This window comes from Pseudomonas sp. OTU750018, assembly GCF_011636575.1.
Lineage (GTDB): Bacteria > Pseudomonadota > Gammaproteobacteria > Pseudomonadales > Pseudomonadaceae > Aquipseudomonas > Aquipseudomonas peli.
The window spans coordinates 1,225,570-1,248,763 of sequence record NZ_JAAPAU010000002.1 but is presented as its reverse complement, the minus strand read 5'-3'; the positions used below and the strand labels follow the sequence as shown (position 1 = coordinate 1,248,763).

Annotated in this window: 22 protein-coding genes; 11 read left to right on the top strand and 11 right to left on the bottom strand. The window is 58.5% G+C overall.

The annotated features are described in order from the left end of the window. Positions 1-158: 158 nt before the first annotated feature. The 5 genes from HCI85_RS14790 (at position 159) to HCI85_RS14770 (ending at position 4,363) form a co-directional block, all read left to right on the top strand. Entirely contained in the window at positions 159-1,088 is a 930-nt protein-coding gene (locus tag HCI85_RS14790; protein ID WP_167145514.1) for an ABC transporter ATP-binding protein, read from the top strand. Next, on the top strand, positions 1,085-1,846 hold the full coding sequence (locus HCI85_RS14785) for an ABC transporter permease (RefSeq protein ID WP_167145512.1): 762 nt from the start codon (positions 1,085-1,087) through the stop codon (positions 1,844-1,846). The genes HCI85_RS14790 and HCI85_RS14785 overlap by 4 nt, the downstream gene beginning before the upstream one ends. A 390-nt stretch (positions 1,847-2,236) precedes the next feature. After that, a complete protein-coding gene (locus HCI85_RS14780) occupies positions 2,237-2,650 on the top strand; it encodes an HPF/RaiA family ribosome-associated protein (protein WP_090251725.1) in 414 nt (137 codons plus the stop codon). Between the two features lie 262 nt (positions 2,651-2,912). Then, a complete protein-coding gene (locus HCI85_RS14775; protein ID WP_167145510.1) occupies positions 2,913-3,383 on the top strand; it encodes a hypothetical protein in 471 nt (156 codons plus the stop codon). A 128-nt stretch (positions 3,384-3,511) separates the two neighbouring features. After that, positions 3,512-4,363 carry a CAP domain-containing protein gene (locus HCI85_RS14770; RefSeq protein ID WP_167145508.1) on the top strand — a complete coding sequence of 284 codons (852 nt, stop codon included), beginning with the start codon at positions 3,512-3,514 and terminating at the stop codon, positions 4,361-4,363. A 24-nt stretch (positions 4,364-4,387) separates the two neighbouring features. On the opposite strand, the gene HCI85_RS14765 is transcribed toward HCI85_RS14770, so the two are convergent. After that, on the bottom strand, positions 4,388-4,813 hold the full coding sequence (locus HCI85_RS14765) for a helix-turn-helix domain-containing protein (RefSeq protein ID WP_167145506.1): 426 nt from the start codon (positions 4,811-4,813) through the stop codon (positions 4,388-4,390). A 72-nt stretch (positions 4,814-4,885) separates the two neighbouring features. Between HCI85_RS14765 and HCI85_RS14760 the strand changes: the two genes are divergently transcribed. Further along, positions 4,886-5,395, top strand: a complete 510-nt coding sequence (locus tag HCI85_RS14760; RefSeq protein ID WP_167145504.1) for a DUF2938 domain-containing protein — start codon at positions 4,886-4,888, stop codon at positions 5,393-5,395. Positions 5,396-5,405: 10 nt separating this feature from the next. On the opposite strand, the gene HCI85_RS14755 is transcribed toward HCI85_RS14760, so the two are convergent. Next, the gene (locus tag HCI85_RS14755) at positions 5,406-5,987 is read right to left on the bottom strand and encodes an NAD(P)H-dependent oxidoreductase (protein WP_167145502.1); all 582 of its coding nucleotides are present in this window, start codon (positions 5,985-5,987) and stop codon (positions 5,406-5,408) included. A 152-nt stretch (positions 5,988-6,139) separates the two neighbouring features. Between HCI85_RS14755 and HCI85_RS14750 the strand changes: the two genes are divergently transcribed. Then, positions 6,140-6,445: a putative quinol monooxygenase gene (locus HCI85_RS14750; RefSeq protein ID WP_167145500.1), complete on the top strand. Its 306-nt coding sequence runs from the start codon at positions 6,140-6,142 to the stop codon at positions 6,443-6,445. A 61-nt stretch (positions 6,446-6,506) separates the two neighbouring features. On the opposite strand, the gene HCI85_RS14745 is transcribed toward HCI85_RS14750, so the two are convergent. Further along, on the bottom strand, positions 6,507-7,859 hold the full coding sequence (locus HCI85_RS14745) for a sensor domain-containing protein (RefSeq protein ID WP_167145498.1): 1,353 nt from the start codon (positions 7,857-7,859) through the stop codon (positions 6,507-6,509). Positions 7,860-7,956: 97 nt separating this feature from the next. Continuing rightward, the gene (locus tag HCI85_RS14740) at positions 7,957-8,643 is read right to left on the bottom strand and encodes a GNAT family N-acetyltransferase (RefSeq protein ID WP_167145496.1); all 687 of its coding nucleotides are present in this window, start codon (positions 8,641-8,643) and stop codon (positions 7,957-7,959) included. A gap of 173 nt (positions 8,644-8,816) precedes the next feature. Here HCI85_RS14740 and HCI85_RS14735 point away from each other — a divergent pair, with 173 nt between their 5' ends. Together HCI85_RS14735 and HCI85_RS14730 are read left to right on the top strand one after the other, a co-directional pair. Further along, on the top strand, positions 8,817-9,560 hold the full coding sequence (locus tag HCI85_RS14735) for a class I SAM-dependent DNA methyltransferase (RefSeq protein WP_167145494.1): 744 nt from the start codon (positions 8,817-8,819) through the stop codon (positions 9,558-9,560). 321 nt (positions 9,561-9,881) lie between these two features. Beyond that, the gene (locus HCI85_RS14730; RefSeq protein ID WP_167145788.1) at positions 9,882-10,181 is read left to right on the top strand and encodes a putative quinol monooxygenase; all 300 of its coding nucleotides are present in this window, start codon (positions 9,882-9,884) and stop codon (positions 10,179-10,181) included. Positions 10,182-11,151: 970 nt separating this feature from the next. On the opposite strand, the gene HCI85_RS14725 is transcribed toward HCI85_RS14730, so the two are convergent. The 4 genes from HCI85_RS14725 to HCI85_RS14710 all read right to left on the bottom strand — a co-directional run bounded on the left by HCI85_RS14725 (position 11,152) and on the right by HCI85_RS14710 (position 18,130). Then, positions 11,152-12,060 carry a hypothetical protein gene (locus tag HCI85_RS14725; RefSeq protein ID WP_167145492.1) on the bottom strand — a complete coding sequence of 303 codons (909 nt, stop codon included), beginning with the start codon at positions 12,058-12,060 and terminating at the stop codon, positions 11,152-11,154. Further along, complete coding sequence (locus HCI85_RS14720) at positions 12,047-13,429, bottom strand: deoxyguanosinetriphosphate triphosphohydrolase family protein (RefSeq protein WP_167145490.1); 1,383 nt, start codon at positions 13,427-13,429, stop codon at positions 12,047-12,049. The genes HCI85_RS14725 and HCI85_RS14720 overlap by 14 nt, the downstream gene beginning before the upstream one ends. Before the next feature lie 127 nt (positions 13,430-13,556). Continuing rightward, complete coding sequence (locus HCI85_RS14715; protein WP_090251759.1) at positions 13,557-14,807, bottom strand: ribonucleotide-diphosphate reductase subunit beta; 1,251 nt, start codon at positions 14,805-14,807, stop codon at positions 13,557-13,559. A gap of 416 nt (positions 14,808-15,223) precedes the next feature. Then, the gene (locus HCI85_RS14710; protein WP_167145488.1) at positions 15,224-18,130 is read right to left on the bottom strand and encodes a ribonucleoside-diphosphate reductase subunit alpha; all 2,907 of its coding nucleotides are present in this window, start codon (positions 18,128-18,130) and stop codon (positions 15,224-15,226) included. A gap of 716 nt (positions 18,131-18,846) precedes the next feature. Between HCI85_RS14710 and HCI85_RS14705 the strand changes: the two genes are divergently transcribed. Both HCI85_RS14705 and HCI85_RS14700 read left to right on the top strand, forming a co-directional pair. Next, complete coding sequence (locus HCI85_RS14705; protein WP_090251766.1) at positions 18,847-19,569, top strand: response regulator; 723 nt, start codon at positions 18,847-18,849, stop codon at positions 19,567-19,569. Positions 19,570-19,579: 10 nt separating this feature from the next. Further along, a complete protein-coding gene (locus HCI85_RS14700) occupies positions 19,580-21,181 on the top strand; it encodes an ATP-binding protein (RefSeq protein ID WP_167145486.1) in 1,602 nt (533 codons plus the stop codon). A gap of 179 nt (positions 21,182-21,360) precedes the next feature. Here HCI85_RS14700 and HCI85_RS14695 read toward each other — a convergent pair whose 3' ends face one another. Genes HCI85_RS14695 through minD form a run of 3 tightly spaced genes read right to left on the bottom strand, consistent with a single transcriptional unit; the run spans position 21,361 to position 23,119 of the window. Continuing rightward, a complete protein-coding gene (locus HCI85_RS14695; protein ID WP_090251771.1) occupies positions 21,361-21,996 on the bottom strand; it encodes an RluA family pseudouridine synthase in 636 nt (211 codons plus the stop codon). Positions 21,997-22,052: 56 nt separating this feature from the next. Then, positions 22,053-22,307, bottom strand: coding sequence for a cell division topological specificity factor MinE (gene minE, locus HCI85_RS14690; protein WP_025165363.1), 255 nt, complete (start codon positions 22,305-22,307; stop codon positions 22,053-22,055). Then, entirely contained in the window at positions 22,304-23,119 is an 816-nt protein-coding gene (gene minD, locus HCI85_RS14685) for a septum site-determining protein MinD (RefSeq protein ID WP_090251774.1), read from the bottom strand. Before minD ends, minE begins: the two co-directional genes overlap by 4 nt. Positions 23,120-23,194: the final 75 nt, after the last annotated feature.

The window sequence follows — 23,194 nt, the reverse complement described above, 5'->3', positions numbered from 1 at the left end:
GTATTTCCTTGTCTGCATAAAACTCGGGTCAGCCTAGCAGCCGTATCCGTTGTAGCTCAACGTTGGGCTGCTCAATCCGTACAGGTTACTGCATCAGCATTTCCGCAAGCCCGGCCAACTTCCCTACAATTGCGCTTTTCCCCAGAGCAGGAGGTTCTGTGCAAGCGGTGATCTCGATTCAACAGCTGAGCAAGACCTACGCCAGCGGCCATCCGGCGCTGCAGGACATCAACCTGGACATTCGCCCCGGCGAAATTTTTGCGCTGCTCGGCCCCAATGGCGCGGGCAAGACCACCCTGATCAGCATTATCTGCGGCATCGTCAACCCAGGCGCTGGGCGGGTGCTGGTGGGCGGCCAGGACATCATCAAGGACTACCGCGCTTCGCGCTCGCAGATCGGTTTGGTGCCACAAGAGCTGGTCAGCGATGTGTTCGAAACCGTCTGGGCGACGGTGAAGTTCAGCCGTGGCCTGTTTGGCAAGAAGCCCAATCCGGCCTATCTGGAGCAGCTGCTCAAGGACTTGTCGCTGTGGGACAAGCGCGATGCGAAGATTTTCGAGCTGTCCGGCGGCATGAAGCGCCGGGTGATGATCGCCAAGGCGCTGAGCCACGAGCCACAGATTCTGTTCCTCGACGAACCCACTGCCGGCGTTGACGTCGAGCTGCGTCGCGATATGTGGAACATGGTGCGCCGTCTGCGTGAGCGCGGTGTGACCATCATTCTCACCACCCATTACATCGAAGAGGCCGAGGAAATGGCCGACCGCATCGGGGTGATCAGCAAGGGGCGGATCATTCTGGTGGAAGACAAGCAGGCGCTGATGCACAAGCTCGGCAAGAAGCAGCTGACCCTGCAGCTGCAGCAGCCCCTGGCGAGCATCCCTGCCGAACTGGCGCGTTACCCGCTGGAACTGAGCGACGAGGGCCGCGTGCTGGTGTTTACCTTCGACACCCAGAGCGAGCACACCGGCATCGCCGAACTGCTCAAGGACCTGGCCCAGCACGGCATCGACTTCAAGGATTTGCAGTCCAGCCAGAGTTCGCTGGAAGAAATCTTTGTGTCTTTGGTCAAGGAGTCGCGCGCATGAATTTCTACGCAATCCGTGCCATCTACCTGTTCGAACTGGCGCGCACCTGGCGCACCTTGCTGCAGAGCATCGCCACCCCGGTGATCAGCACCTCGCTGTATTTTGTGGTATTCGGTTCGGCCATCGGTTCGAGCATGACTCAGGTGCAGGGCGTCAGTTACGGCGCGTTTATCGTGCCGGGGCTGATCATGCTGGCGCTGCTCACCGAGAGCATTTCCAACGCCTCGTTCGGTATCTACATGCCCAAGTATTCGGGGAGCATTTACGAGCTGCTGTCGGCGCCGGTGTCCTACCTGGAAATCCTCATCGGCTATGTCGGCGCGGCGGCCACCAAGTCGATCATTCTCGGCCTGGTGATCCTGATTACCGCGCGGCTGTTCGTCGATTTCGAAATTCTCCACCCGCTGTGGATGCTGGCGTTTCTGGTGCTCACTGCGCTGACCTTCAGTCTGTTCGGCTTCATCATCGGCGTCTGGGCAGACGGCTGGGAGAAGTTGCAGGTGGTGCCGGCGCTTATCGTCACACCGCTGACCTTCCTCGGCGGGGCGTTCTACTCGATCAGCATGCTGCCACCGGCCTGGCAGACGGTGACCCTGTTCAACCCGGTGGTGTACCTGATCAGTGCATTCCGCTGGAGTTTCTACGGCGTCTCCGACGTCAATATCGGCCTGAGCCTGGCGATGATTCTCGGCTTTCTGCTGCTGTGCATCCTGGCCGTGGGCGTGATCTTCAAGACCGGTTATCGGTTGAAGAGCTGAGGCGCGCTGGTGGCCCTGGCGTGTCATAGCCAGGGTCGCGTGAGCTATGGGCTTGCGCACAAGCATGGCCGCATCAACGCGATCACGCGGGCTTGAATCATCACCTTTTGAACGGTCAGCGTATTTCTGTGCGAGGAGTGCGCGGGCCTTGCGCTGCGAGTCGTGTTACGGCCGTGGCGGGGATCGATGGAAAGATTTTGTTTGATTTGCAGCGCCTGTCTTCCAGCTCACGGGGGGCAAGGGTTTGAGCACTTCTACAGCATGAACATTGCACATTTGTGGCTGCGACCAACGTCTTAGGGGTTGCCTACAGGGGGGCTTAGTGGCGTAGGCTGGAGTTGTCGCCTTGGTAGGCGACGCTTTCGCGAACAGTTGAAGAAGGAAAGCTTTATGCAAATCCAAGTTCACAGCGATAACCACATCGAAGGCAGTGCTCGTCTGGTTGAGTGGGTGAGTGCCAGTGTTTCCAGCAAACTGGAGCGCTTCGATGACGAGTTGACCCGCATCGTTGTCCATCTGCATGACGACAACGGCGCCAAAGCCGGCGCGCACGACAAACGCTGCCAGATCGAAGCACGGCCAAAGGGCCTGCAACCTATTTCCGTCACCCACAAGGCCGAGTCACTGGAACAGGCCATCGACGGCTCCATCGAAAAACTGCACCACGCCCTTGAGCATCAATTCGGCAAACTGCGCAGCAAGCGCGTCACGCCACTGCACGCCGATGAGGCGAACGATATTCCCGGTCAGGACGCATTGCTCGAAGAGGACTTCCTCGCTGAGGAACGTCTGCGCGCTGTCTAGGTAAACGTCACGGGCAACCGGCCAGGCTGGCTGCCCATCAACCCATCACACGCGCCCCCGCAGGTTTTTGCGGGGGCGCTGTCGTTTCAGGGCCTCACTAAGTGGTGCGCTGCCTGCCAGCGGCAACAGCCTGCCTGAGGCGGCAAAGCGTTTCCTCTTCGTTCAAGGCTGAGTGGACAGAAATCCCGGTTTTACTGGCTTGTAGGTGGTTGGCCCATATTCTGCAGAAATGCCTGCTAGCTGACCTATGCAGGGATTCGCCATGACCAGTATTTCCAACAACTCGCCGCTGGCGAGCTACTTTGCCAACACCGCCAAGCCCTCGACGGATGGTGCTGCTGGCAGTGCCAACAGCAAGGACAAACCCGCTGCGGCCACTGACCCGCTTGCGGAAATTCGCCGCATTGCCAGCGGCATGGTGGCCAACAGCCGCGGCGGATTGTTGCGCGCGATGAACGCTGAAAGCAGCGGTGCCAGTAACGCGATTGCCAGTGATCGCTTCCGCCCGGTAACCGAGCAGGCCAGCGATACGTCGAAAATTGCCTTGCCGGATGTCGCTGAACTGGACCGTGAAGATGCGGCCAAACTGCTGGCGCAAATCAACAAGCTGGTCGACGCCGGCCTGGACAAGACCGACAGCTTTGTGGGTTACAACGGCGACAAACAGACGGAGTCGTTGACCACCTACCGTGATTGGTTGCAGGCCAGGGGCGGCGTCAGTATTTACGTCTAAGCATTCAACCGTTGATATTGCCGCTGGGCGTACAGCGCATTGGGCTGGTTTCAACGCGCGAGGTGCGCCAAGATCACCCGAACACATTGATGGGCATGCCAGTGAGCCTGTTCAGGTCGAGGGGGATTATGGCTAGCAAGGGTTTTATTCGGGCGATCGTCGCCCCGGGGGTGGCGCTGCTGTGCGCTGCGGGTGCACAGGCCGCCGAGGACGCGCAACTGGTTGGGCTGATCAACAGCTACCGCAGCGAAGTGCAGCGGTGTGGCGAGCAGGCTTCTGCCGAGCTGCCGCCGCTGACGGCAGATCCACGCTTGGTGCAACCGGTAGGACGCGCGGGGGATCTGCAGCAAGCGATGAGCGCCGCCGGCTACCCAATGGTCAACGTGCAGGCCATCAGCCTGTCCGGGCCGCGTGACGCGGCGGCGGCGCTGACCGTGTTGCGGGAGAGCTTCTGCACGATTGTGCTGGACCCGCAGTTTGTCGATATCGGCGTCAATCAGCAGGGCCGCGAGTGGCGTATTCTGCTGGCCCGACCGCTGCTCACCGCGCGCCTGGGCGACTGGCAGGCGGAAGGGCAGAAGCTGCTTGAGCAGCTCAACAGTGCGCGCAGCACCGCGCGTCAGTGCGGTAATCAACCCTTTGCCGCCGCTGCGCCGCTGACCTGGAATGCCACCCTGGGCAGTACCGCCGAAGCCCACAGCCGTGCCATGGCCAACGGCAACTTCTTTGATCACCAAGACCCTGATGGCCGCACCCCTGGCGATCGCGCGGAGCTGGCGGGTTACAGTGGCCAACGTGTCGGCGAGAACATCGCTGCCGGGCTTGATACCGCCAGCAAAGTCATCGCCGGCTGGCTGGCCAGCCCGGGGCACTGCGCCAACCTGATGAACCCGCAGTTCAGCGAATTGGGCGCGGCTTACGCCAACGACCCGAAAAGCGATGCCGGTATCTACTGGACGGCGCTGTTTGGCGCTCCGTAATGGCGGTAATGCCGCTCAAGTCCGTTACTTGATCGGCGGGTGAGCCCGCCCCCTGGCTGTGGTGCGGGCAGCCAGACTCATCAGTTGCTGGAACTTAGGGCACTCCAGGTGGTTTTCTGCCGGGCAGGAGGCGGCGTGGCGCAGGCCGTCGCGGATAGCGCTGAGGCGTTTGATGCTGCGGTCCAGCTCGTCGGCCTTGGCTTGCAGTTGCGCGCGGTCAATCGCTGGCTGGGAGCCTGCGGCGAGCATGGTGGCGATTTCATCCAGGGAAAACCCCGCCTCACGGCCGAGGGCGATCAGTGCCAGGCGTTGGATTACTGAGTCGCTGAACACGCGCTTGAGGCCGTTGCGGCCGATGGAGCGGATCAGGCCTTTCTCTTCGTAATAGCGCAGAGTCGATGCTGGTAAACCGGACCAGCGCGAGACTTTGCCGATATCCATCTCTTTCATCCTTGACCTCAAGTTGACTTGAACTGGCAGGCTTATGAAAACAGCCTTTCAGACAAAGCAAAAGAGGTGGATATGAACAGTCAATTGATCCTGCACGTGCTCTTGGTCGGCGTGGGCGCAACGCTGCTGATGGATGCCTGGGCGCTGGCCCGGCGGCGCGTGTTCGGCGTTGCCTCGCTGGACTACGCATTGGTCGGCCGCTGGCTGGGGCATATGCGTCATGGCCGTTTCCAGCATGGGGCCATCGGCAAGGCACAGCCCGTGCGTAGCGAGCGGCTGCTGGGCTGGTGCAGCCATTACCTGATCGGCGTGGCCTTTGTCAGCCTGTTTGTAGCGCTAGTCGGGCCGCAGTGGCTGTGCCGACCAACGCTGTTGCCGGCGTTGCTGCTGGGTGTTATCAGCGTGGCGGCGCCGTTGCTGCTGATGCAGCCAGCGTTCGGCATGGGCCTGGCAGCCTCGCGGATGGCCAATCCCTGGCAGGTCAGATTGCGTGCGTTGGTCACCCATTTGGTGTTCGGCCTAGGCGTATACATGGTCAGTTGGGTTGTGGCGCAGCTGCTGGCTTTGCCGCTCTGCCCCTAAGGCCGGCTGCTTAGCCCAGTACCCGCGCCAGGTGCTCTTCGTAGCGGGCGATATCGGCCTCGATGGCCGGGCGCTTCATCACGTCGACGCAAAGGAAGGTCGGCAGGGCGCTCATGCCGAGGAACTGGTTGGCTTTATGGAACGGGAAGTAAACGGTGTCCACGCCTTTGCCTTCAAAGAAGTCGCTCGGGTCATCGAACGCTTGCTGCGGGGCGTTCCAGGTCAGTGACAGCATGTACTGCTTGCCCTGGATCAGGCCGCCGCTGCCGTATTTCTGCGAGGCGTCCGAGCGAGTGCGGCCGTCGCTGGCGTAGAGGCTGCCGTGGCCTTCGGTAAACACCTCATCAATGTACTTTTTCACCGTCCAGGGCGCGCCCATCCACCAGCCGGGCATTTGATAAATGATCACGTCGGCCCAGAGAAATTTCTGCACTTCCTCAGCGATGTCGTAACCGCTGTCGATGTGGGTGTGCTTGAGGTCGAAACCTGCGCGGTCGAGAAAGGCCAGCGCGGTGTCGTGCAGGGTGGCGTTGTAGCGGCCGTCGGAATGGGCGAACTGTTTACCGCCGTTGAGCAGCAGAATCTTCTTCATGGCATGAGCCTCGGTAAATGATGGCCGTATGCTAGGTCGTGCAGGCGAGTGGAAACAGCCGTTGGCGGGCAAATGACATGTGACTAAAACGCATGAATACGCCGGGTTTGGTTGTTGTAGGGTAACTAAACCCACCCTGCCAGGAGCCCACGATGGCTGACCACTACGGATTTATCCTGCACGCGCATACCCGCCCGGACAAAGCCGCCGAGTTTGAAGCGCTGTTCCGTGCGTATGTCGCACCCAGCCGCGCGGAGCCTGGCTGTATCGCTTACCACATGCTGCGTGACCAACAGGACCCGACGTTGTTTATCTTCTATGAGGTCTGGCAGTCACGGGCGCACTTGGCCACCCACAGCGCCTTGCCGCATATGCGCGAGTTTCATCAGCGGCGCATGGAATACCTGCGCAGGGATTTCGAGATTCGCGAGATCGAGATGCTCAGCCCGGCAGGCTGACGGCGCGCGTCTGTATGGCATTAGTGAAGCGGCGACTCTCCTGTGCGAGAACCGCCAAGCACTATGTCTGCGGTTTCTCCACCACGACATAACGTTTGCCGCCACTGCGTTTGGCCACGTACATGGCTTCATCCGCGAACTGCACCAGCTGCAATTCGTTCTGGCAGTGTTCGGGGTACACCGCGATGCCCAGGCTTGGCGCGCTGAGCAAGCGATGCCCATCCAGCAGGTAGGGCGCGCTAAGGGCGGTAATAATCTTCTCGGCTACCAGGGTGGCATCCTCCTGGCGGCCGATGTTGTCCAGAATCACCGCAAACTCGTCGCCGCCCAGGCGACCTACCGTGTCGGACTCACGCACGCACTGGCGTAAACGCCGGGCCACTTCCTGCAGCAACAGATCGCCGGTGCTGTGGCCGAAGCTGTCGTTGATCTGCTTGAAGTTATCCATGTCGAGGTAGAGCACCGCCAGCTGCAATGTGTCGCGTTTGGCGCGCTGCAAGGCGCTGCGCAGGCGGTCGAGAAACAGCGTGCGGTTGGAGAGTTCAGTCAGCTGGTCGTATTGGGCGAGAAACTCCAGGCGCGACTGCGTGCGTTTGCGCTCAATCGCCGTGGCCACCTGACTGGAGACAAACTGCAGCAGCGCCTGGTCCTGTTCGGTGTAGCGCTCCTTGGCGCTGTGGTTCTGCAGCACCAGTGCGCCGATGGTCTGGGTGCCGGAGATCAGCGGCACGCCCAGCCAGTCCAGCGCGCGCGGCGCGGCCTCGGGTTCATGCTGGGCAAGCCATTGGTTGGCGGTTTCCGGCGGCAATAGCAGTGCGTTGCCGGTGCGGATCACCTCAGCACAAAAGCGGCTGGTGGCCGTGGGCGTGGCGCATTGCTCGACCTGATAGGTCAGGCTCAGCTGATCACTCGCTGCGTCATACAACGCCACGCAGAAATGCCGGGCGGGCAGCAGCTGCGCCATCACCTCATGCACGCGGCCGTAGAGCATGTGCAGATCACCCGCCGCGTGAGCCGCTTCCGAGACCGCATACAACGCCGCTTGCACCGCCTCGGCCCGCTTGCGTTGGGTGATATCACGCGCCACACCAACGCGCACTTGCTCGGCCTCCAGCCACTGGGCAGACCACATGATGTGCACGATATGGCCGTCTTTGTGGATGTAGCGGTTCTCGTGGTCGTGCGAGGGCTGGCCCGAATTGATCTGCTTGACCAGCGCGCGGGTAGCCGCGCGGTCGTCCGGGTGCATCAGTTCAAAGGCGGTGCGGCCGACCATTTCTTCGGGGCGGTAGCCAAAAACCCGTTCGCTGGCCGCGCTGACGGACAGAAAGCGGCCCTCTACATCCACTACGCAGACAACGTCCAGCAGCAGATCCAGTAGTTTGTCGTGAGGCAGGTGCGGGTTTGACGTCATGGCCGTGAATATACTGCCCTGTTTGCGCGGTTCGCTAACGCTATGGTAGCTCTCCGCGCGCGGTTGGTCTGTGCCTGCCCAGGCCTGCTGCGCTTAATCAATGTACGGTCAATCGCTCGCGTACCAGCGCTTGCGCGTGCTGGGCCATCTGGTCGAGCAGGCGGTCGCGCTGCTTCTCGGCATCGCTCATGGCGCGCTTGCCGTGCTGTTTCACCAGGTAGGCGTGGATCTGCTGGACTTCGGTGGAGCGGAAGATCGGCGCCAGGTCCTGCACCGCCACCAAACCGTCCGAACGCTGGCTGCGGGTGTTCATCAGCACCTGTGGCCCCTGCGCGGCCAGCACCTGAAACCCCATGGCCTCGAAGGTTGAAACCTTGCTGGCGACGCAGGCCAGTTCAGCGTGCGGGTAATGGGCGACCATCTGCTGCAGCAGGGCGCGGGCAATCCCGCGACGGCGTTGGTTAGCCTGCACCGCCATGTAGGCCAGGGTGCAGGCCTCGGGATCATCCTGGGCGGGCAGATAGAGCGCAAAACCGAGTACCTGGGACGGGTCTGCGTCATCAAGCGCCAGCAGCAACTGCGCGCGGCTGTTGAGGGTGCTGTCCATGGCCTGCAGGTACAGGTGCATTTCGTAGCCGATCACATACTGGTACAGCTGATACAGCGGGTTGCTGGGCGTCAGCGACACCGGGCTGATATCGCTGAAGTAGTCCACCACCATCTGCAGCACCTGGCTTTTCAGCGACTCGGGCGGAGGGGTGTTCAGGTGTACAAGGGTGAACATCGTCAGTCTGGCTCCGGGCGGTCGGCAAGGGCGGCATTGTACCGCCCTCGGCCGGGCGTGTTTGCATGCGCGTGCGAGCGGAGGGCGGCCTTTGGGCAGGATCTGTAAGGCGATGACCACGCTTGGGCTATGATGCGCGCCCGCCACAGCGGCTCGCCCATCATCAGGTCACTATGTCCATCAATGCCCTCTACACCGACCTGTCCGATTATTACGATCTGATGTGCGCCGATATCGACTACCAGGCGCAAAGCCACTGCATTCATCGGCTGCAGCAGCTGTTCGGCAATGCCGGCAGCCGCCACCTCGATCTGGCCTGCGGAACGGGGCCGCATGTGCAGCATTTTATTGAGGCCGGCTACACCAGCAGCGGCCTGGATATTAACCAGCCGATGCTCGACAAGGCCGCCATCCGCTGCCCGCAGGCGCACTTTGCGGTGCAGGACATGTGCGCGTTCACCGTGAGCGAGCCGCAAGACCTGATCACCTGCTTCCTCTATTCCATCCACTACAGCGGCGGCATTGAGCGGCTGAAAGCCTGCATCGCCAGCGCCCATGCGGCGCTCGAGGTTGAAGGGCTGTTCTGCTTCAACGTGGTCGACAAGGGCAAAATCGACAACAGCCTGTTTACCGCACACAGCGCTGAGTACGCAGATGGCCAGTTCACCTTCAGTTCCGGCTGGCATTACGCCGGCGCGGGTGAGCAGCAGGTGTTACGGCTGCGCATCGAAAAGGCCACGGCCGATGAAACCCTGGTGTGGCACGACGAACACCCGATGGTGGCGGTGGGCTTTGTCGAGTTGCAGGCGTTGTTGCAGCCGTACTTTGACGTGCATGTGTTTGAGCATGACTACCAGAAACTTATCCCGTGGGATGGCGTTTCCGGGAATGCGTTGTTTGCCTGCGTAAAGCGTTAGTCCCCTAGGGTGGATGACGCTGTGTTCATCCACCGTTGCTGCGGTTGTCCGGGCTACTGGCTGTTCTTCATTCAAGGGCGCTGATTGATGGCTTAAATCAGGGTAATGGTGATGTTGGGTGCTTCATTTTCAAGCTGTGGAAGAAAGTGTTAGCGCGTTTTGTCGGTGTTTCTTCGTGGCGGGATCGACAAGGATGAGCCCAGTCCACAGCGAGTGATAACGATGAAACCTCCGGTCAAGCACTTAGGTTATTGGCTGTGTGCGCTGATGTTCACTGCCGTCGCCGGATGTGCAAGCCAACCCCTTGAAAGAGCCAACACCATGAACAAACCACTGGTATCCCTTGCTGTACTCAAAGCCAAACCCGGTAAAAAAGAGGCGCTTAAAGCGGGCTTGTTGACCCTGATAGAACCGACGCGGGCCGAGCCGGGCAACCTGGATTATGTGTTGTTTGAGCGACGGGATGAGCCGGGCACGTTCTATATGCGTGAGGCGTTCAAGGATCAGGCGGCGCTGGATGCGCATTTTGCGACGCCGTATTTTCAGCGGTTTGCTGCCACGGCTGATGATTTGCTCAGTGAGCCATTACAGCTGATTTTCTTGGAGCAGGTTTCGGAATGAGCGCGTAGGGTGGATGACGTGTTTCCATCCACCATTGCGGTGGTTGTCCGGGCTACTTGCTGTTTGAATGCGTGGGAGGGGCTTTAGCCGCGAGCTTTGCCACTTCTTTGGGGCTTTTGGGGGGCTTTGTATGCGCCGCTTATTTGTTGTTTGGGCTAACGGTTCCGCCCTTACGGCGGGTCACTTCTGGCAAACGCCCCAGAAGTAACCAAGAGGTCTTGCCCCTTGCATCCGGCCCGACTTCGTCGGGTTCCCTCGCTCCATCATTGCTCCAGGGGCACGCCGCGAAGGGCCATCCCTGGCCCATCGCGGCTCTCGCGGCATCCATGCCGCTCAACCCCTTCCACAACGATTCCACTCGGCCTCCTGATGGGGCGTTGGCGTCGTCTGTTTGATCGCGGATTGAAAAGCAAAAAACATGACGGGTTTCACCCGCCCTACAGGCTATGAACCCTAGGGGCGGCCCATGGCCGCGATGCTTTTGCTTTTTTGTTTTTGCCGTCCACAAATCGCCCAAACAACGCGGTCCCTGAATCCCGTCAGGAGGCCGAGCGCAGGTGCTGTGGAGAGGGGCGTTTGGCATGGATGCCAAACGAGGAACGATAGGCCAGGGATGGCCCACCGTGACGACCCTTGGAACAGCACCGGAGCGAGGAAACGCAGCGAAGCGGAGTAACAGCCGAAGGCTGGCCAGGAGGGTGAGCGAAGCGAATCAAGTTGAGCGCAGCGAAACCCGGATGTCGGGTGTGCTTTCTCTTTGGTTACTTTCTGCGCGAGTAAAGAGATACGGAGCGAAGCGGAGTAACAGCCGTAGGCTGGCCCGAAGGGCGAGCGAAGCGAGTCAAGTAACTCGCAGTAAGGGCGAAAGACTTACTTCATAACAGTGAAGAAGTGGCGTTTATCAGGTAGCCAAAAGTCCAAGCCGTAAATCAACAGGAACCGTGGTCTGTACCCGATTAATTTTGTTGTTTTACTCTTCTTTGAATTCCCAGGATAGTTGCTGATAAGAGAGAGTTGAGCCATTTTTTTCTAAACTGTTAGCGGCTTTTCTAAAGCGCTCGCGAATTTCAATTTCTTCAAATTCTTTAAGTTTTTCAAAGAGTTCGTAGACGGCTGGCTCAATAAGCGTATTGCCGTAACTTTTGAACTCTTGACTTCTAAGCTGATTAAGAGAGTAGTTCTGTGCGCTTATTGCCAGATACTCTGCAGTTGTTTTAGTGATGCTTTTAGCGTCTTTTGAGCAAAGGTGTCTAAATACTCTGACTGTTGCTCCTAATGGGTTGGGGTTCTCTAGTAGAACCATGTCCATTTGTCTTTCTTGTAAGTCGTCAAGGTAGTTTTCTGGGCAAATTATACTTCGAGTCTTCCAGTTCATTAATATCGCATCCCAATTTAGTATTGTCGTTTTGGTGAGTGATGCGATGCTGTTATATTGGATAAGTCCTTGGCTTATTGCCCAGGTTTCTTTGGCGTTCCAGATGTCAATTGGCCAGCCAGATACTTCTAGCCTGAATCCTCCAAATTTATTCTTTCTGGCTCCAAGGGTCTGAATGTAGTCTGAGCATCTAGCCCAGTCACCCTCTACGACTATATCGATATCTGAGTTGAAGCCTCTTTTCCCAAAAATAGCTAAGTCTCTAAGTACTCCGCCGAAGAGAAATATATTGTTTTCGGGTGAGAGGCTTGAAATAAAATTCAGTAAGTCAGCAGGTGTTTTGTGCTCGGGGCGGAGAGGCGATGAGGTATTTTTTGGGTATTTCAGGTCAAGCGGGAGCTGGCGTCTAAAGTTTGATCGCCGAAGATTTTCCTTAAAGAAACGGTCAACTCGATCCTTAAGATTCTGGAGTGAGTCGACCGGTTGTATTTTATTGATAAACATTTTCTAAAGATTTAAATTCTGTGTGTTTTTTTATTAAGTAGGATTCCGTCATTCCTGATAATGCGTCGCATATTAGTTGTGCTTTTGCATAGTTTGAGCTTGGGACTCCTGAAGATAGTGAATCCTTATAAACTCGTCGATAGTTTTCGGATATTTCACCAAAAACATATCGCTCAAATGGATGGTCTCTACTTTCGCCATTAGAAACAGCATTCCAGAGCATAGTCATCATGCTTTTTATGTAGTTGCTACCTTGGAGCTCAAGTTTCAGAACATCTTTGTGCTGAAATCCATGCTGGTAGTCAAACTTTTTTGTAATGCTACAAAGTTGGTCGCAAGATGAATTTTTTATTATCTCGAAACCTTCAGCTATATTTCCTGAGATTATGTCTTTACATTTGTCTACGAAAACACCAGTGGCGGCGTTTACCATCTCTGATATAGATGCGACTCTAAACATTTGCATGGAAATATCATTTAGTTCGCGAGAGCTAAGGTTCTCTTTTTTGAATTCTAAATTTTTCTTTTTAGATGATTCTATTACTTTTTTCGTGGCCTTGTCGCCACATGCGTTGCTATCTAGGTAATCAATTAGGTCGTAGAAAGAAGCGTACCCTTTTTTTACAGTATCTTCTGCGTCTATGACGGAATAAGCGATGTCATCACATGCTTCCATGACGTATGCCAATGGATGTCGCTTGCCTTCGCATAGTCCTGTATTTGTCCAGACCTCATCTACTATTTCTTTTTCGCTTTGAAATATGCCAAATTTTTTGAACCCGCCCTTGTTGTTGGAACCGTAAACACTAGGGTATTTGATTAAGGCTGCTAAAGTTGCGAGAGTTAGGTTCAGTCCAAATTTGTCATTTAGCACTTGAAGGCGCGTCAGAAGTCTGAAGGTTTGTGCGTTCCCATCAAATTTTAGAAAGTCGGCGTCAAATGTTTCTTCAGTTTTTTCGGCGAACCACTGCTGCATGGCAAGTTCACCTTGGTGGCCGAAAGGTGGGTTTCCCAAGTCGTGTGCCAGTCCGACTGCTGCAAGTAATGCTGGTATATTTCTTTTGACCTGAAGATCTTCATGGTTTGAGCCAAATACCTTCTCTGCATGCTCGAAAGCCAGTTGTACACCAATGCTTCTAGCTAAATTACTAACTTCGTGCGAGTGAGTGAGCCGTGTTCTTACGGAGTCGTTTTCTTCCATTGGGAAAACTTGGGTTTTATCCGCTAATCTACGAGTCGGTGTCGCGAAGAGAATCCTGTCATAGTCTCGCTCGATTTGCGTTCTGCCTGCTGCCGTGCCAATTGTTTCTCTAGAGCCATGCAGTTCTTTTCTGCGAACTGGATTCAGTAGTTTTTCCCAGCTAAGCATTCACGATTTCCTTATTTTGGCAGCCGGCTTATATATAAAATAAACCCCGCAAAGCGGGGTTTATTTTCGTTCTCTACCCCAAACGTCCATTCTCAGGTCAAGCAAATAAACGATATTTTATCCGGCATCAATCCCAGCTCAACGCCCCACCAGTCTGATACTCAATAACCCGCGTCTCGAAGAAGTTCTTCTCCTTCTTCAGGTCCATGATTTCCGACATCCATGGGAACGGGTTGGAGGTACCTGGGTACTCTTCCTTCAAACCAATCTGGGTCAGACGACGGTTGGCGATGAACTTGAGGTAGTCCTCCATCATCGCGGCGTTCATGCCCAGTACGCCGCGCGGCATGGTGTCGCGTGCGTATTCGATTTCCAGTTGGGTGCCCTGGAGGATCATCTGGGTGGCTTCGTCTTTGAGCTGGGCATCCCACAGGTGCGGGTTTTCGATCTTGATCTGGTTGATCACGTCGATGCCGAAGTTCAAGTGCATGGACTCGTCACGCAGGATGTACTGGAACTGCTCGGCGACGCCGGTCATCTTGTTGCGGCGACCCATGGAGAGGATCTGGGTGAAGCCGCAATAGAAGAAGATGCCTTCCAGTACGCAGTAGTAGGCGATCAGGTTGCGCAGCAGTTCTTTGTCGGTCTCAACCGTGCCGGTGTTGAAGGTCGGGTCGGAGATCGAACGGGTGTACTTGAGGCCCCAGCTGGCTTTCTTCGCGACCGATGGAATCTCGTGGTACATGTTGAAGATCGCGCCTTCATCCATGCCCAGCGATTCGATGCAGTACTGGTAAGCGTGGGTGTGGATCGCCTCTTCGAAGGTCTGACGCAGGATGTACTGGCGGCACTCCGGGTTGGTGATCAGGCGGTACACGGCCAGGGCGAGGTTGTTGGCAACCAGGCTGTCGGCGGTGGAGAAGAAGCCGAGGTTGCGCATGACGATGCGGCGCTCGTCGTCGGTCAGGCCGTCCGGGGTTTTCCACAACGCGATGTCCGCGTTCATGTTCACTTCCTGCGGCATCCAGTGGTTGGCGCAACCATCCAGATACTTCTGCCAGGCCCAGTCGTACTTGAAGGGTACGAGCTGGTTGAGGTCGGCGCGGCAGTTGATCATGCGTTTTTCGTCGACGGCTACGCGCGCGGCGGTACCTTCCAGCTCGGCCAGGCCTTCGGCGATGTCGAGTTGGTCGAGCGAGGCTTTGGCGCGGGCCACGGCGTCGCTGTCGTCAGCGGCCACGGCGCGGGCTTCAACGGCGGCAGCACCGCCCACCTGGTCGAGTTTGTCGATGCTCATGTCTGCCAGTTGGGCAGAGGCTTTATTGGCTACAACGGCGTCGGCGCCGTCTTCCTTGTCAAATTCATCCCAGCTCAGCATGGCTTGGCTCCTGCTTGCGGGCCGGTGAAATAACCGGCCTGTATGGATATACAGATATTTCTGATTATGTTCCGTTGCGTATCGCGCGCAAGGGTAAAACGGGTACCGCTGGTCGGGGTGGCTCTAATGACTGGCCGTTGCCCCGAAGCCCACGCCGGGTAGGGCGGGGGTTGGTAATAAGTGGGAGAGCTTTTGCCCTCTCCCTAACCCTCTCCCGCAAGCGGGCGAGGGGACTGACCGTGTGTTGCTTTAGAACTGTGCTTCGGCTTTTGCTTTGGCTTTTGCCCGACGTTCGAGCGCGTAGCTGAGCGAGTGAGCGCTAGGCGCCTGGTCGGTTGGAACCCCTGAGCATACGACTGTATGTGATGGGGGCCGACCGATCAGGCAACAACGCGCGCGCCGCTCAGATCCGCGCGTTACTGACAAGCCTCACAATCCGGTTCGTCGATGGCACAGGCCTTTGGTACCGGTGCTGGGCCTGCGCTCATTCCCACTTCCGGGGCCTTGGCCGGTGCTGCGCTCAGGCCTTCGCTGCCACCACTGGACACGGCGTTCAGCTTGCCGGTGTTGATGGTGGACTTCTCGGTGCTGGTCGCGGCCAGGGCGCGGAGGTAGTAGGTGGTTTTCAGGCCACGGTACCAAGCCATGCGGTAGGTCACGTCGAGCTTTTTGCCCGATGCTCCGGCGATGTACAGGTTCAGCGACTGCGCCTGGTCGATCCACTTCTGACGGCGGCTGGCGGCGTCAACGATCCACTTGGTGTCCACTTCGAACGCGGTGGCGTAGAGGTCTTTCAACTCCTGCGGGATGCGCTCGATCTGCTGCACGGAACCGTCGTAGTACTTGAGGTCGTTGATCATCACCGAGTCCCACAGGCCGCGGGCTTTGAGGTCACGAACCAGGTACGGGTTGATCACGGTGAATTCGCCCGAGAGGTTCGATTTCACATAGAGGTTCTGGTAGGTCGGTTCGATCGACTGCGATACGCCGGTGATGTTGGCGATGGTGGCGGTCGGTGCGATGGCCATGATGTTCGAGTTACGAATACCTTTCTGCACACGGGCACGTACCGGCGCCCAGTCCAGGGACTCGGTCAGGTCAACGTCGATGTACTTCTGGCCGCGCTGCTCAATCAGGATCTGCTGCGAGTCGAGCGGCAGAATGCCTTTGCTCCACAGCGAACCTTCGAAGGTGGAGTAGGCGCCGCGCTCGTCGGCCAGGTCACAGGAGGCCTGGATGGCGTAGTAGCTGACCGCTTCCATCGACTTGTCGGCAAATTCCACGGCGGCGTCGGAGCCGTACGGGATGTGCTGCAGGTACAGCGCGTCCTGGAAGCCCATGATGCCGAGGCCAACCGGGCGGTGCTTGAAGTTGGAGTTACGCGCCTGCGGTACCGAGTAGTAGTTGATGTCGATAACGTTATCGAGCATGCGCACGGCGACCTTGATGGTCTTTTCCAGCTTGGCGGTGTCCAGCTTGCCGTCGACGATGTGGTTCGGCAGGTTCACGGAACCCAGGTTGCACACGGCGATTTCGTCGGCGTTGGTGTTCAGGGTGATCTCGGTGCACAGGTTCGAGCTGTGGACCACGCCCACGTGCTGCTGCGGGCTGCGCAGGTTGCATGGATCCTTGAAGGTCAGCCATGGGTGGCCGGTTTCGAACAGCATCGAGAGCATCTTGCGCCACAGGTCTTTGGCCTGGATGGTCTTGAACAACTTGATCTTGCCGCCGTACTGGGTCAGGGCTTCGTAGTACTCGTAGCGCTCTTCGAAGGCTTTACCAGTCAGGTCGTGCAGGTCTGGCACTTCGGACGGGCTGAACAGGGTCCACTGGCCGTCATCGAACACGCGCTTCATGAACAGGTCCGGGATCCAGTTGGCGGTGTTCATGTCGTGGGTGCGGCGACGGTCGTCACCGGTGTTCTTACGCAGCTCGATGAACTCTTCGATGTCCATGTGCCAGGTTTCCAGGTAGGCGCAGACCGCGCCTTTGCGCTTGCCGCCCTGGTTAACTGCAACTGCGGTGTCGTTGACCACTTTGAGGAACGGTACAACGCCTTGCGACTTGCCGTTGGTGCCTTTGATGTAGGCACCTAGCGCACGTACTGGGGTCCAGTCGTTGCCCAGACCGCCGGCAAATTTGGACAGCAGGGCGTTGTCGCGGATGGCGTCGTAGATGCCGCCCAGGTCGTCCGGTACGGTGGTCAGGTAGCAGCTGGAGAGCTGCGGACGCAGGGTGCCGGCGTTGAACAGGGTCGGCGTCGAGGCCATGTAGTCGAAGGACGACAACAGGTTGTAGAACTCGATGGCGCGGTCTTCTTTCTGCTTCTCTTCAATCGCCAGGCCCATGGCCACGCGCATGAAGAACACTTGCGGCAGTTCGAAGCGGGTGCCGTCCTTGTGAATGAAGTAGCGGTCGTAAAGGGTCTGCAGGCCCAGGTAGGTGAACTGCTGGTCACGCTCGTGGTTGATCGCTTTGCCGAGTTTTTCCAGGTCGAAGCTGGCCAGCACCGGGTTGAGTAGTTCGAACTCGATACCCTTGGCGATGTAAGCCGGCAGGGCTTTGGCGTACAGCTCGCTCATTTCGTGGTGGGTGGCGCTGGTGGCGACACCGAGGAAGCCCAGGCCTTCGGCGCGGATGTTGTCCATCAGCAGGCGCGCGGTGACGTAGCTGTAGTTCGGCTCACGCTCAACCAGGGTACGTGCGGTCATCACCAGAGCGGTGCTGACGTCGCTTTGCGCTACGCCGTCGTAGAGGTTCTTCAGGGTTTCTTTCTGGATCAGCGCGCCGTCGACTTCCGCCAGGCCTTCGCAGGCTTCGGTAACGATGGTGTTGAGGCGGCCCATGTCCAGCGGTGCAACGGTGCCGTCGAGGTGGGTAACGCGAATGCTTGGGTGCGGCTCGGCAATGTCGGCGGCGCCGGTCTTGCGCGCCTGGCTGCGCGATTCACGGTAGATCACGTAGTCGCGGGCGACTTTCTGCTCGCCGGAACGCATCAGGGCCAGTTCGACCTGGTCCTGGATTTCTTCGATGTGGATGGTGCCGCCGGACGGCATGCGGCGCTTGAAGGTGGCGGTGACCTGTTCGGTCAGACGCGCCACGGTTTCATGGATACGCGACGAGGCGGCTGCAGTGCCGCCTTCAACAGCGAGAAAGGCCTTGGTGATGGCAACGGTGATCTTGTCATCGGTGTAGGGCACCACGGTGCCGTTACGCTTGATCACACGCAGTTGACCCGGCGCGGTGGCGCTCAGGCTCTGGTTGTCATCGTTAGCCTGCGGCGCATTGGCCTGCGGGTTCTCGCGGGAGGTGTCGGTGTGCATGAAAGTCTCCATGTTCTGTATTTATTAGTTAGACGCTTTGCCGTCGATCACTGTGGCTACTGCCATTCATTCCATTTCAACAATGCCATGGGCGCAGCCAGAGGCCGGGCACATGGGGACTTGCAAATTGGGCAGGGAAGGTACGACTAAAGCGCCTTCCTGGCTCAAGAGTCACACGTCAAGGCGCTTTTGGCGCCTCAACTACTACATCTAGTGGTGCAACCGCGTGTGCGGTCGCCGCTTTATTCATTTTCAGGCGCGCCAAGCGCTGCACTGAAGGGTGGCCCGCTGCGGTAGAGCAGGCGTACTGCAAAGGTCTTTCAGGCGACCGGTGACGGGCTGGGATCAGGCCGTGTGCGAGTCATTCTTCTTGTATCCGGTTACCAAGCTAAACCCAACATGTGGTGGGTGTCGCGCGATTGGCATACAAGATAATGCGCTATCTGGGGTATTGCAAGGCGAGAGAGCAAGAACAACCTGTGGATAAGTTGTGGGTGAATTGTGGGTTAAACCGCGCGATCGACGGCAAGCCCGCATGCTTGCTGGGGTGTACCGTTCGTCGGTGTTGATTGGCCTATTTCTGCCGGTTGCACAGACGTGGCCTATCTCTCAGCGTGATACTACATCTAGTGTTTTTACAGAAATGTGGCATGCGCTATGCAGTGCTTGGGGCATTGATACAATGCCGGCCGTTTCCGTGTTGGCAGGAGTCCGTTGTGGAGCAGCAGTCGTGGCACATCCTTATTGTCGAAGACGACCAGCGCCTGGCCGAGTTGACCCGTGAGTACCTGCAGGGCAATGGCCTGAATGTCGCCATCGAGATGGATGGTGCGAAGGCCGCTGCGCGCATTCTGCAAGAGCAGCCTGACCTGGTGATTCTCGACCTGATGTTGCCGGGCGAAGATGGCTTGTCGATCTGCCGCAAGGTCCGTGGGCAATACGACGGGCCGATCCTGATGTTGACCGCGCGTACCGACGACATGGATCAGGTGCTGGGCCTGGAAATGGGCGCCGATGATTACGTCTGCAAACCGGTGCGCCCGCGTGTGCTGCTGGCGCGTATCCGCGCGCTGCTGCGCCGTCATGAGGGCAGTGAGGTGCAGGCGCCGAGCGAGCGCCGGCGTTTGCAGTTCGGCCCGCTGGTGATCGACAGCGCCATGCGTGAAGCGTGGCTCGGTGAGCAGAGCATTGAATTGACCAGTGCCGAGTTCGATCTGCTGTGGTTATTGACCTCCAACGCCGGACGGATTCTCTCGCGCGAGGAAATCTTCAACGCCCTGCGCGGCATCGAATACGACGGGCAGGACCGCTCCATCGACGTGCGCATTTCACGCATCCGTCCGAAAATCGGCGACGACCCCATGCACCCACGGTTGATCAAGACCGTGCGCAGCAAGGGCTATCTGTTTGTAGCTGAAGCGGCTGAAGCACTGACATGAAGTCGCGGGCATGAACTCAATCTTCCTGCGCATTTATGGCGGCATGCTTGCGGTGCTGGTGCTCGTCGCGCTGCTCGGCGTCGGTGCCTTGCAGCTGCTCAACGAAGTGCGGGTCGATCAATACCGTGAGCGCCTGGCGCAGGGCACCTTCCGCCTGATGGCCGATAACCTCGCGCCGATGGTCGACATCGAGCGGCGTCGCGCCGTGACGGTGTGGGGGCGCTTGCTCGGCATTCCACTGCGCATCGAGGCGCTGGAGGGTGCCGGGCTGGACAGCGGCGCGCGCAATAGCCTGCGCCGTGGTCAGGTGGTGGTGCACCAGACCGGCCCGCATGAGGCGCGCATCTTCAGCCAGCTCGATGGGAAGCCGCTGCTGCTGATTGCCGACGTGCAGCAGGTCAGTGAGCAGCTCGCGCGTGCCACCAGCTTTCTGTTGATCGACGAGCTGGTGCGCTACCCCTGGGATGAGCAGCCGCGACGGCTGGCCGCGTTGAAACAGGACAAACAGTTCGGTTTTGACCTGCGCCTGGTGCGCCTCGATCAAGCCGACCTCGACCCTGACCAGCGCCGCCGCGTGGATGAAGGCGACACGGTGATGGCCCTGGGCCGGGGCGGTGACAGCATTCATGTGTTCTCCGGCATCGTCGACACACCCTGGGTGCTGGAAATCGGCCCGCTGTATCAGATGAACCCGTATCCGGCGCAATGGCTGGTGCTGATCGGCGCCTTGGGCCTGAGCCTGATCGGGCTGATGGTGTACCTGCTGGTGCGGCCTCTGGAGCAACGCCTGAGTGATCTGGAAGGCGCGGCTACACGCATCGCCAGTGGCCGTTTGGATGCCCGTGTGCCAACCCGAGGCAGTGATTCGGTGGGGCGTCTGGCGGCAGCTTTTAACGCCATGGCCGAACACCTGCAGCGCTCCCTGAGCATTCAGCGTGAAATGGTCCGTGCGGTGTCCCATGAGCTGCGCACGCCGGTGGCGCGGCTGCGCTTTGGTCTGGAAATGATCGGCGACGCGGAAACCGATACGGCGCGACGCAAATATATGGAGGGCATGGACAGCGATATCCAGGACCTCGACAAGCTGGTCGACGAGATGCTCACCTACGCGCGTCTGGAGCAGGGCGCGCCGGCGCTGAACTTCCAGCCGGTCGATTTGAACGAACTGATTGATCAGGTGATCACCGAGCTGGCGCCGCTGCGCGCCAGCGTGCGGGTCGAACACGGTCCTTCGCGTAATGCGTTGGATGGTGGCGGTGCGCAGGTTGAAGCCGAGTTGCGCTACCTGCACCGCGCCCTGCAAAACCTGGTGAGCAACGCCATGCGCCATGCTGAATCGCGGGTGCGCGTCAGTTATCACGTGGGTCAGCAGCGTTGTCGCCTGGATGTCGAAGATGACGGTCCGGGCGTACCGGAAGAGGCCTGGGAGCACATCTTTACGCCATTCCTGCGTCTGGACGACAGCCGCACCCGCGCCTCGGGTGGGCATGGCCTGGGCCTGTCCATCGTGCGGCGGATCACCTACTGGCACGGCGGTCGCGCGCAGATCAGTCGCAGCGAAGAACTGGGCGGGGCCTGTTTCAGCCTGATCTGGCCGCGCAAGCAGAGCTGAGAGTCCGTCGACGATCTGCTGCGCGTCGGCCCTGCTGCGTTAAAAACAGGCTCGGAATGCTCATGTACAAAAGTACACTCCGCTTCCTCGCCTGTTTTTGCCTTGCAGGGCTCTAGCTCGCGAGATCTTGAATAAGTTCTAAGCGCTGGGCGCTTGTTTTTGATGCGGTGCTTGGCGCGTCAGAACGGCGCGGGACACTCGAAGCGCATGCGCTCGCCCGTTTGTGGGTGGGTCAGGCTGAGCATGCTGGCGTGCAGGCACAGGCGCGGGTAAGCGGCCAGGGCTTGTTCATGGGCATACAGGCCGTCACCGAGCAGCGGGTGGCCGATGGACAGCATGTGCACGCGCAGCTGGTGCGAGCGACCGGTGATGGGCGTGAGTTCGACGCGGCAATGTTCGGCGTGGCGTTCCAGCACCTTCCAGTAGGTCAGGGCATGTTTGCCTTGCTCATGATCGACCACGTGGCGCGGCTTGGTCGGCGGGTCGTAGCGCAGTGGAAGGTCGATACTGCCGCTGTCCAGTGCGGGTTGGCCCCAGCACAGGGCGGTGTAGGCTTTTTCGGTTTCGCGGTCATGGAACTGCCGGGACAGCTCGCGATGGCTGTCGGCGTCGCGCGCCAGGACGATAATCCCCGAGGTTTCCCAGTCCAGGCGATGGACGATGCGCGCTTCCGGGTAACCGTTTTCCTGCAGGCGGGTGACCAGGCAATCGCGGTTATCCTCGGCGCGGCCGGGCACCGAGAGCAGCAGGGTGGGCTTGTTGATCACCAGTAGGGCGGCGTCCTGGTGGAGAATTTCGACATTCGACAGCGGCATGGGTTTTCCACAAATAGAAACGGCGGCCTGGGCCGCCGTTGCATGCTCTGAACCAATTAACGGTCGGGGAGCGTGATGTTGAGTTCCAGAATGGAACAGCTGCCCTGGTTTTCCAGTGCAACCTGTACTTGATCCGAGTCGATATTGACGTACTTGCGAATCACCTCGACCAGTTCTTGCTGCAGGGCCGGCAGGTAGTCCGGCTGGCTGCGCTGGCCGCGCTCGTGGGCGACGATGATTTGCAGACGCTCTTTCGCAATGGACGCGGTGGTTTCTTTCTTGCGCTCACGAAAGAAGTCAAAAATGTTCATTCACGACCTCCAAACAGGCGTTGCATGAATCCCTTCTTCTGCACATCGAGGAACCGATGTGCCACTTCCTTGCCCAGCAGGCGGTCAACCGCGTCGCTGTAAGCCTGGCCTGCATCGCTCTGGTCATCGAGGATCACCGGCACGCCCTGGTTCGAGGCCTTGAGCACGGCTTGCGATTCCGGGATCACGCCGAGCAGGCGGATGGCGAGGATTTCTTCGACGTCTTCCACGCCCAGCATTTCGCCTTTGACCACGCGCTCAGGGTTGTAGCGGGTCAGCAGCAGGTGTTCCTTGATCGGCTCTTCGCCTTTCTCGGCGCGGCGCGATTTGCTGGCCAGCAGGCCGAGCATGCGGTCGGAGTCACGTACCGAGGAGACTTCCGGATTGGTCACGACAATCGCTTCATCGGCGAAGTACATGGCCAGGTGCGCGCCTTTTTCGATACCAGCCGGCGAATCGCAGACCACGTATTCGAAGTTTTCGCGCAGCTCATTAATGATTTTTTCAACGCCTTCCTGGGTCAGGGCGTCTTTGTCACGGGTCTGGCTGGCGGCCAGCACGTAGAGATTTTCCAGGCGCTTGTCTTTGATCAGGGCCTGGGTGAGGGTCGCTTCGCCGTTTACAACGTTGACGAAGTCGTACACCACGCGGCGTTCGCAGCCCATGATCAGGTCAAGGTTACGCAGGCCGACGTCGAAATCGACGATGACAGTCTTGTGCCCGCGCAGGGCGAGACCGGTACCGATGGCAGCGCTGGTGGTGGTTTTACCGACGCCACCTTTGCCGGACGTAACAACGAGGATCTTGGCCAAGGTGATTCACCCTAAAGTGTAGAGAAAACGCAGGTTCCGTGGCCTATTCAGGCGTCCGGCTGCCCTGTTTGAAAA

Excerpts from the sequence above, each read along its gene's own strand:
- HCI85_RS14785 (WP_167145512.1), top strand. The coding sequence starts at position 1,085 with ATGAATTTCTACGCAATCCGTGCCATCTACCTGTTCGAACTGGCGCGC.
- HCI85_RS14780 (WP_090251725.1), top strand. The coding sequence starts at position 2,237 with ATGCAAATCCAAGTTCACAGCGATAACCACATCGAAGGCAGTGCTCGT.
- HCI85_RS14775 (WP_167145510.1), top strand. The coding sequence starts at position 2,913 with ATGACCAGTATTTCCAACAACTCGCCGCTGGCGAGCTACTTTGCCAAC.
- HCI85_RS14770 (WP_167145508.1), top strand. The coding sequence starts at position 3,512 with ATGGCTAGCAAGGGTTTTATTCGGGCGATCGTCGCCCCGGGGGTGGCG.
- HCI85_RS14765 (WP_167145506.1), bottom strand. The coding sequence starts at position 4,813 with ATGAAAGAGATGGATATCGGCAAAGTCTCGCGCTGGTCCGGTTTACCA.
- HCI85_RS14760 (WP_167145504.1), top strand. The coding sequence starts at position 4,886 with ATGAACAGTCAATTGATCCTGCACGTGCTCTTGGTCGGCGTGGGCGCA.
- HCI85_RS14755 (WP_167145502.1), bottom strand. The coding sequence starts at position 5,987 with ATGAAGAAGATTCTGCTGCTCAACGGCGGTAAACAGTTCGCCCATTCC.
- HCI85_RS14750 (WP_167145500.1), top strand. The coding sequence starts at position 6,140 with ATGGCTGACCACTACGGATTTATCCTGCACGCGCATACCCGCCCGGAC.
- HCI85_RS14745 (WP_167145498.1), bottom strand. The coding sequence starts at position 7,859 with ATGACGTCAAACCCGCACCTGCCTCACGACAAACTACTGGATCTGCTG.
- HCI85_RS14740 (WP_167145496.1), bottom strand. The coding sequence starts at position 8,643 with ATGTTCACCCTTGTACACCTGAACACCCCTCCGCCCGAGTCGCTGAAA.
- HCI85_RS14735 (WP_167145494.1), top strand. The coding sequence starts at position 8,817 with ATGTCCATCAATGCCCTCTACACCGACCTGTCCGATTATTACGATCTG.
- HCI85_RS14730 (WP_167145788.1), top strand. The coding sequence starts at position 9,882 with ATGAACAAACCACTGGTATCCCTTGCTGTACTCAAAGCCAAACCCGGT.
- HCI85_RS14725 (WP_167145492.1), bottom strand. The coding sequence starts at position 12,060 with ATGTTTATCAATAAAATACAACCGGTCGACTCACTCCAGAATCTTAAG.
- HCI85_RS14720 (WP_167145490.1), bottom strand. The coding sequence starts at position 13,429 with ATGCTTAGCTGGGAAAAACTACTGAATCCAGTTCGCAGAAAAGAACTG.
- HCI85_RS14715 (WP_090251759.1), bottom strand. The coding sequence starts at position 14,807 with ATGCTGAGCTGGGATGAATTTGACAAGGAAGACGGCGCCGACGCCGTT.
- HCI85_RS14710 (WP_167145488.1), bottom strand. The coding sequence starts at position 18,130 with ATGCACACCGACACCTCCCGCGAGAACCCGCAGGCCAATGCGCCGCAG.
- HCI85_RS14700 (WP_167145486.1), top strand. The coding sequence starts at position 19,580 with ATGAACTCAATCTTCCTGCGCATTTATGGCGGCATGCTTGCGGTGCTG.
- HCI85_RS14695 (WP_090251771.1), bottom strand. The coding sequence starts at position 21,996 with ATGCCGCTGTCGAATGTCGAAATTCTCCACCAGGACGCCGCCCTACTG.
- minE (WP_025165363.1), bottom strand. The coding sequence starts at position 22,307 with ATGAACATTTTTGACTTCTTTCGTGAGCGCAAGAAAGAAACCACCGCG.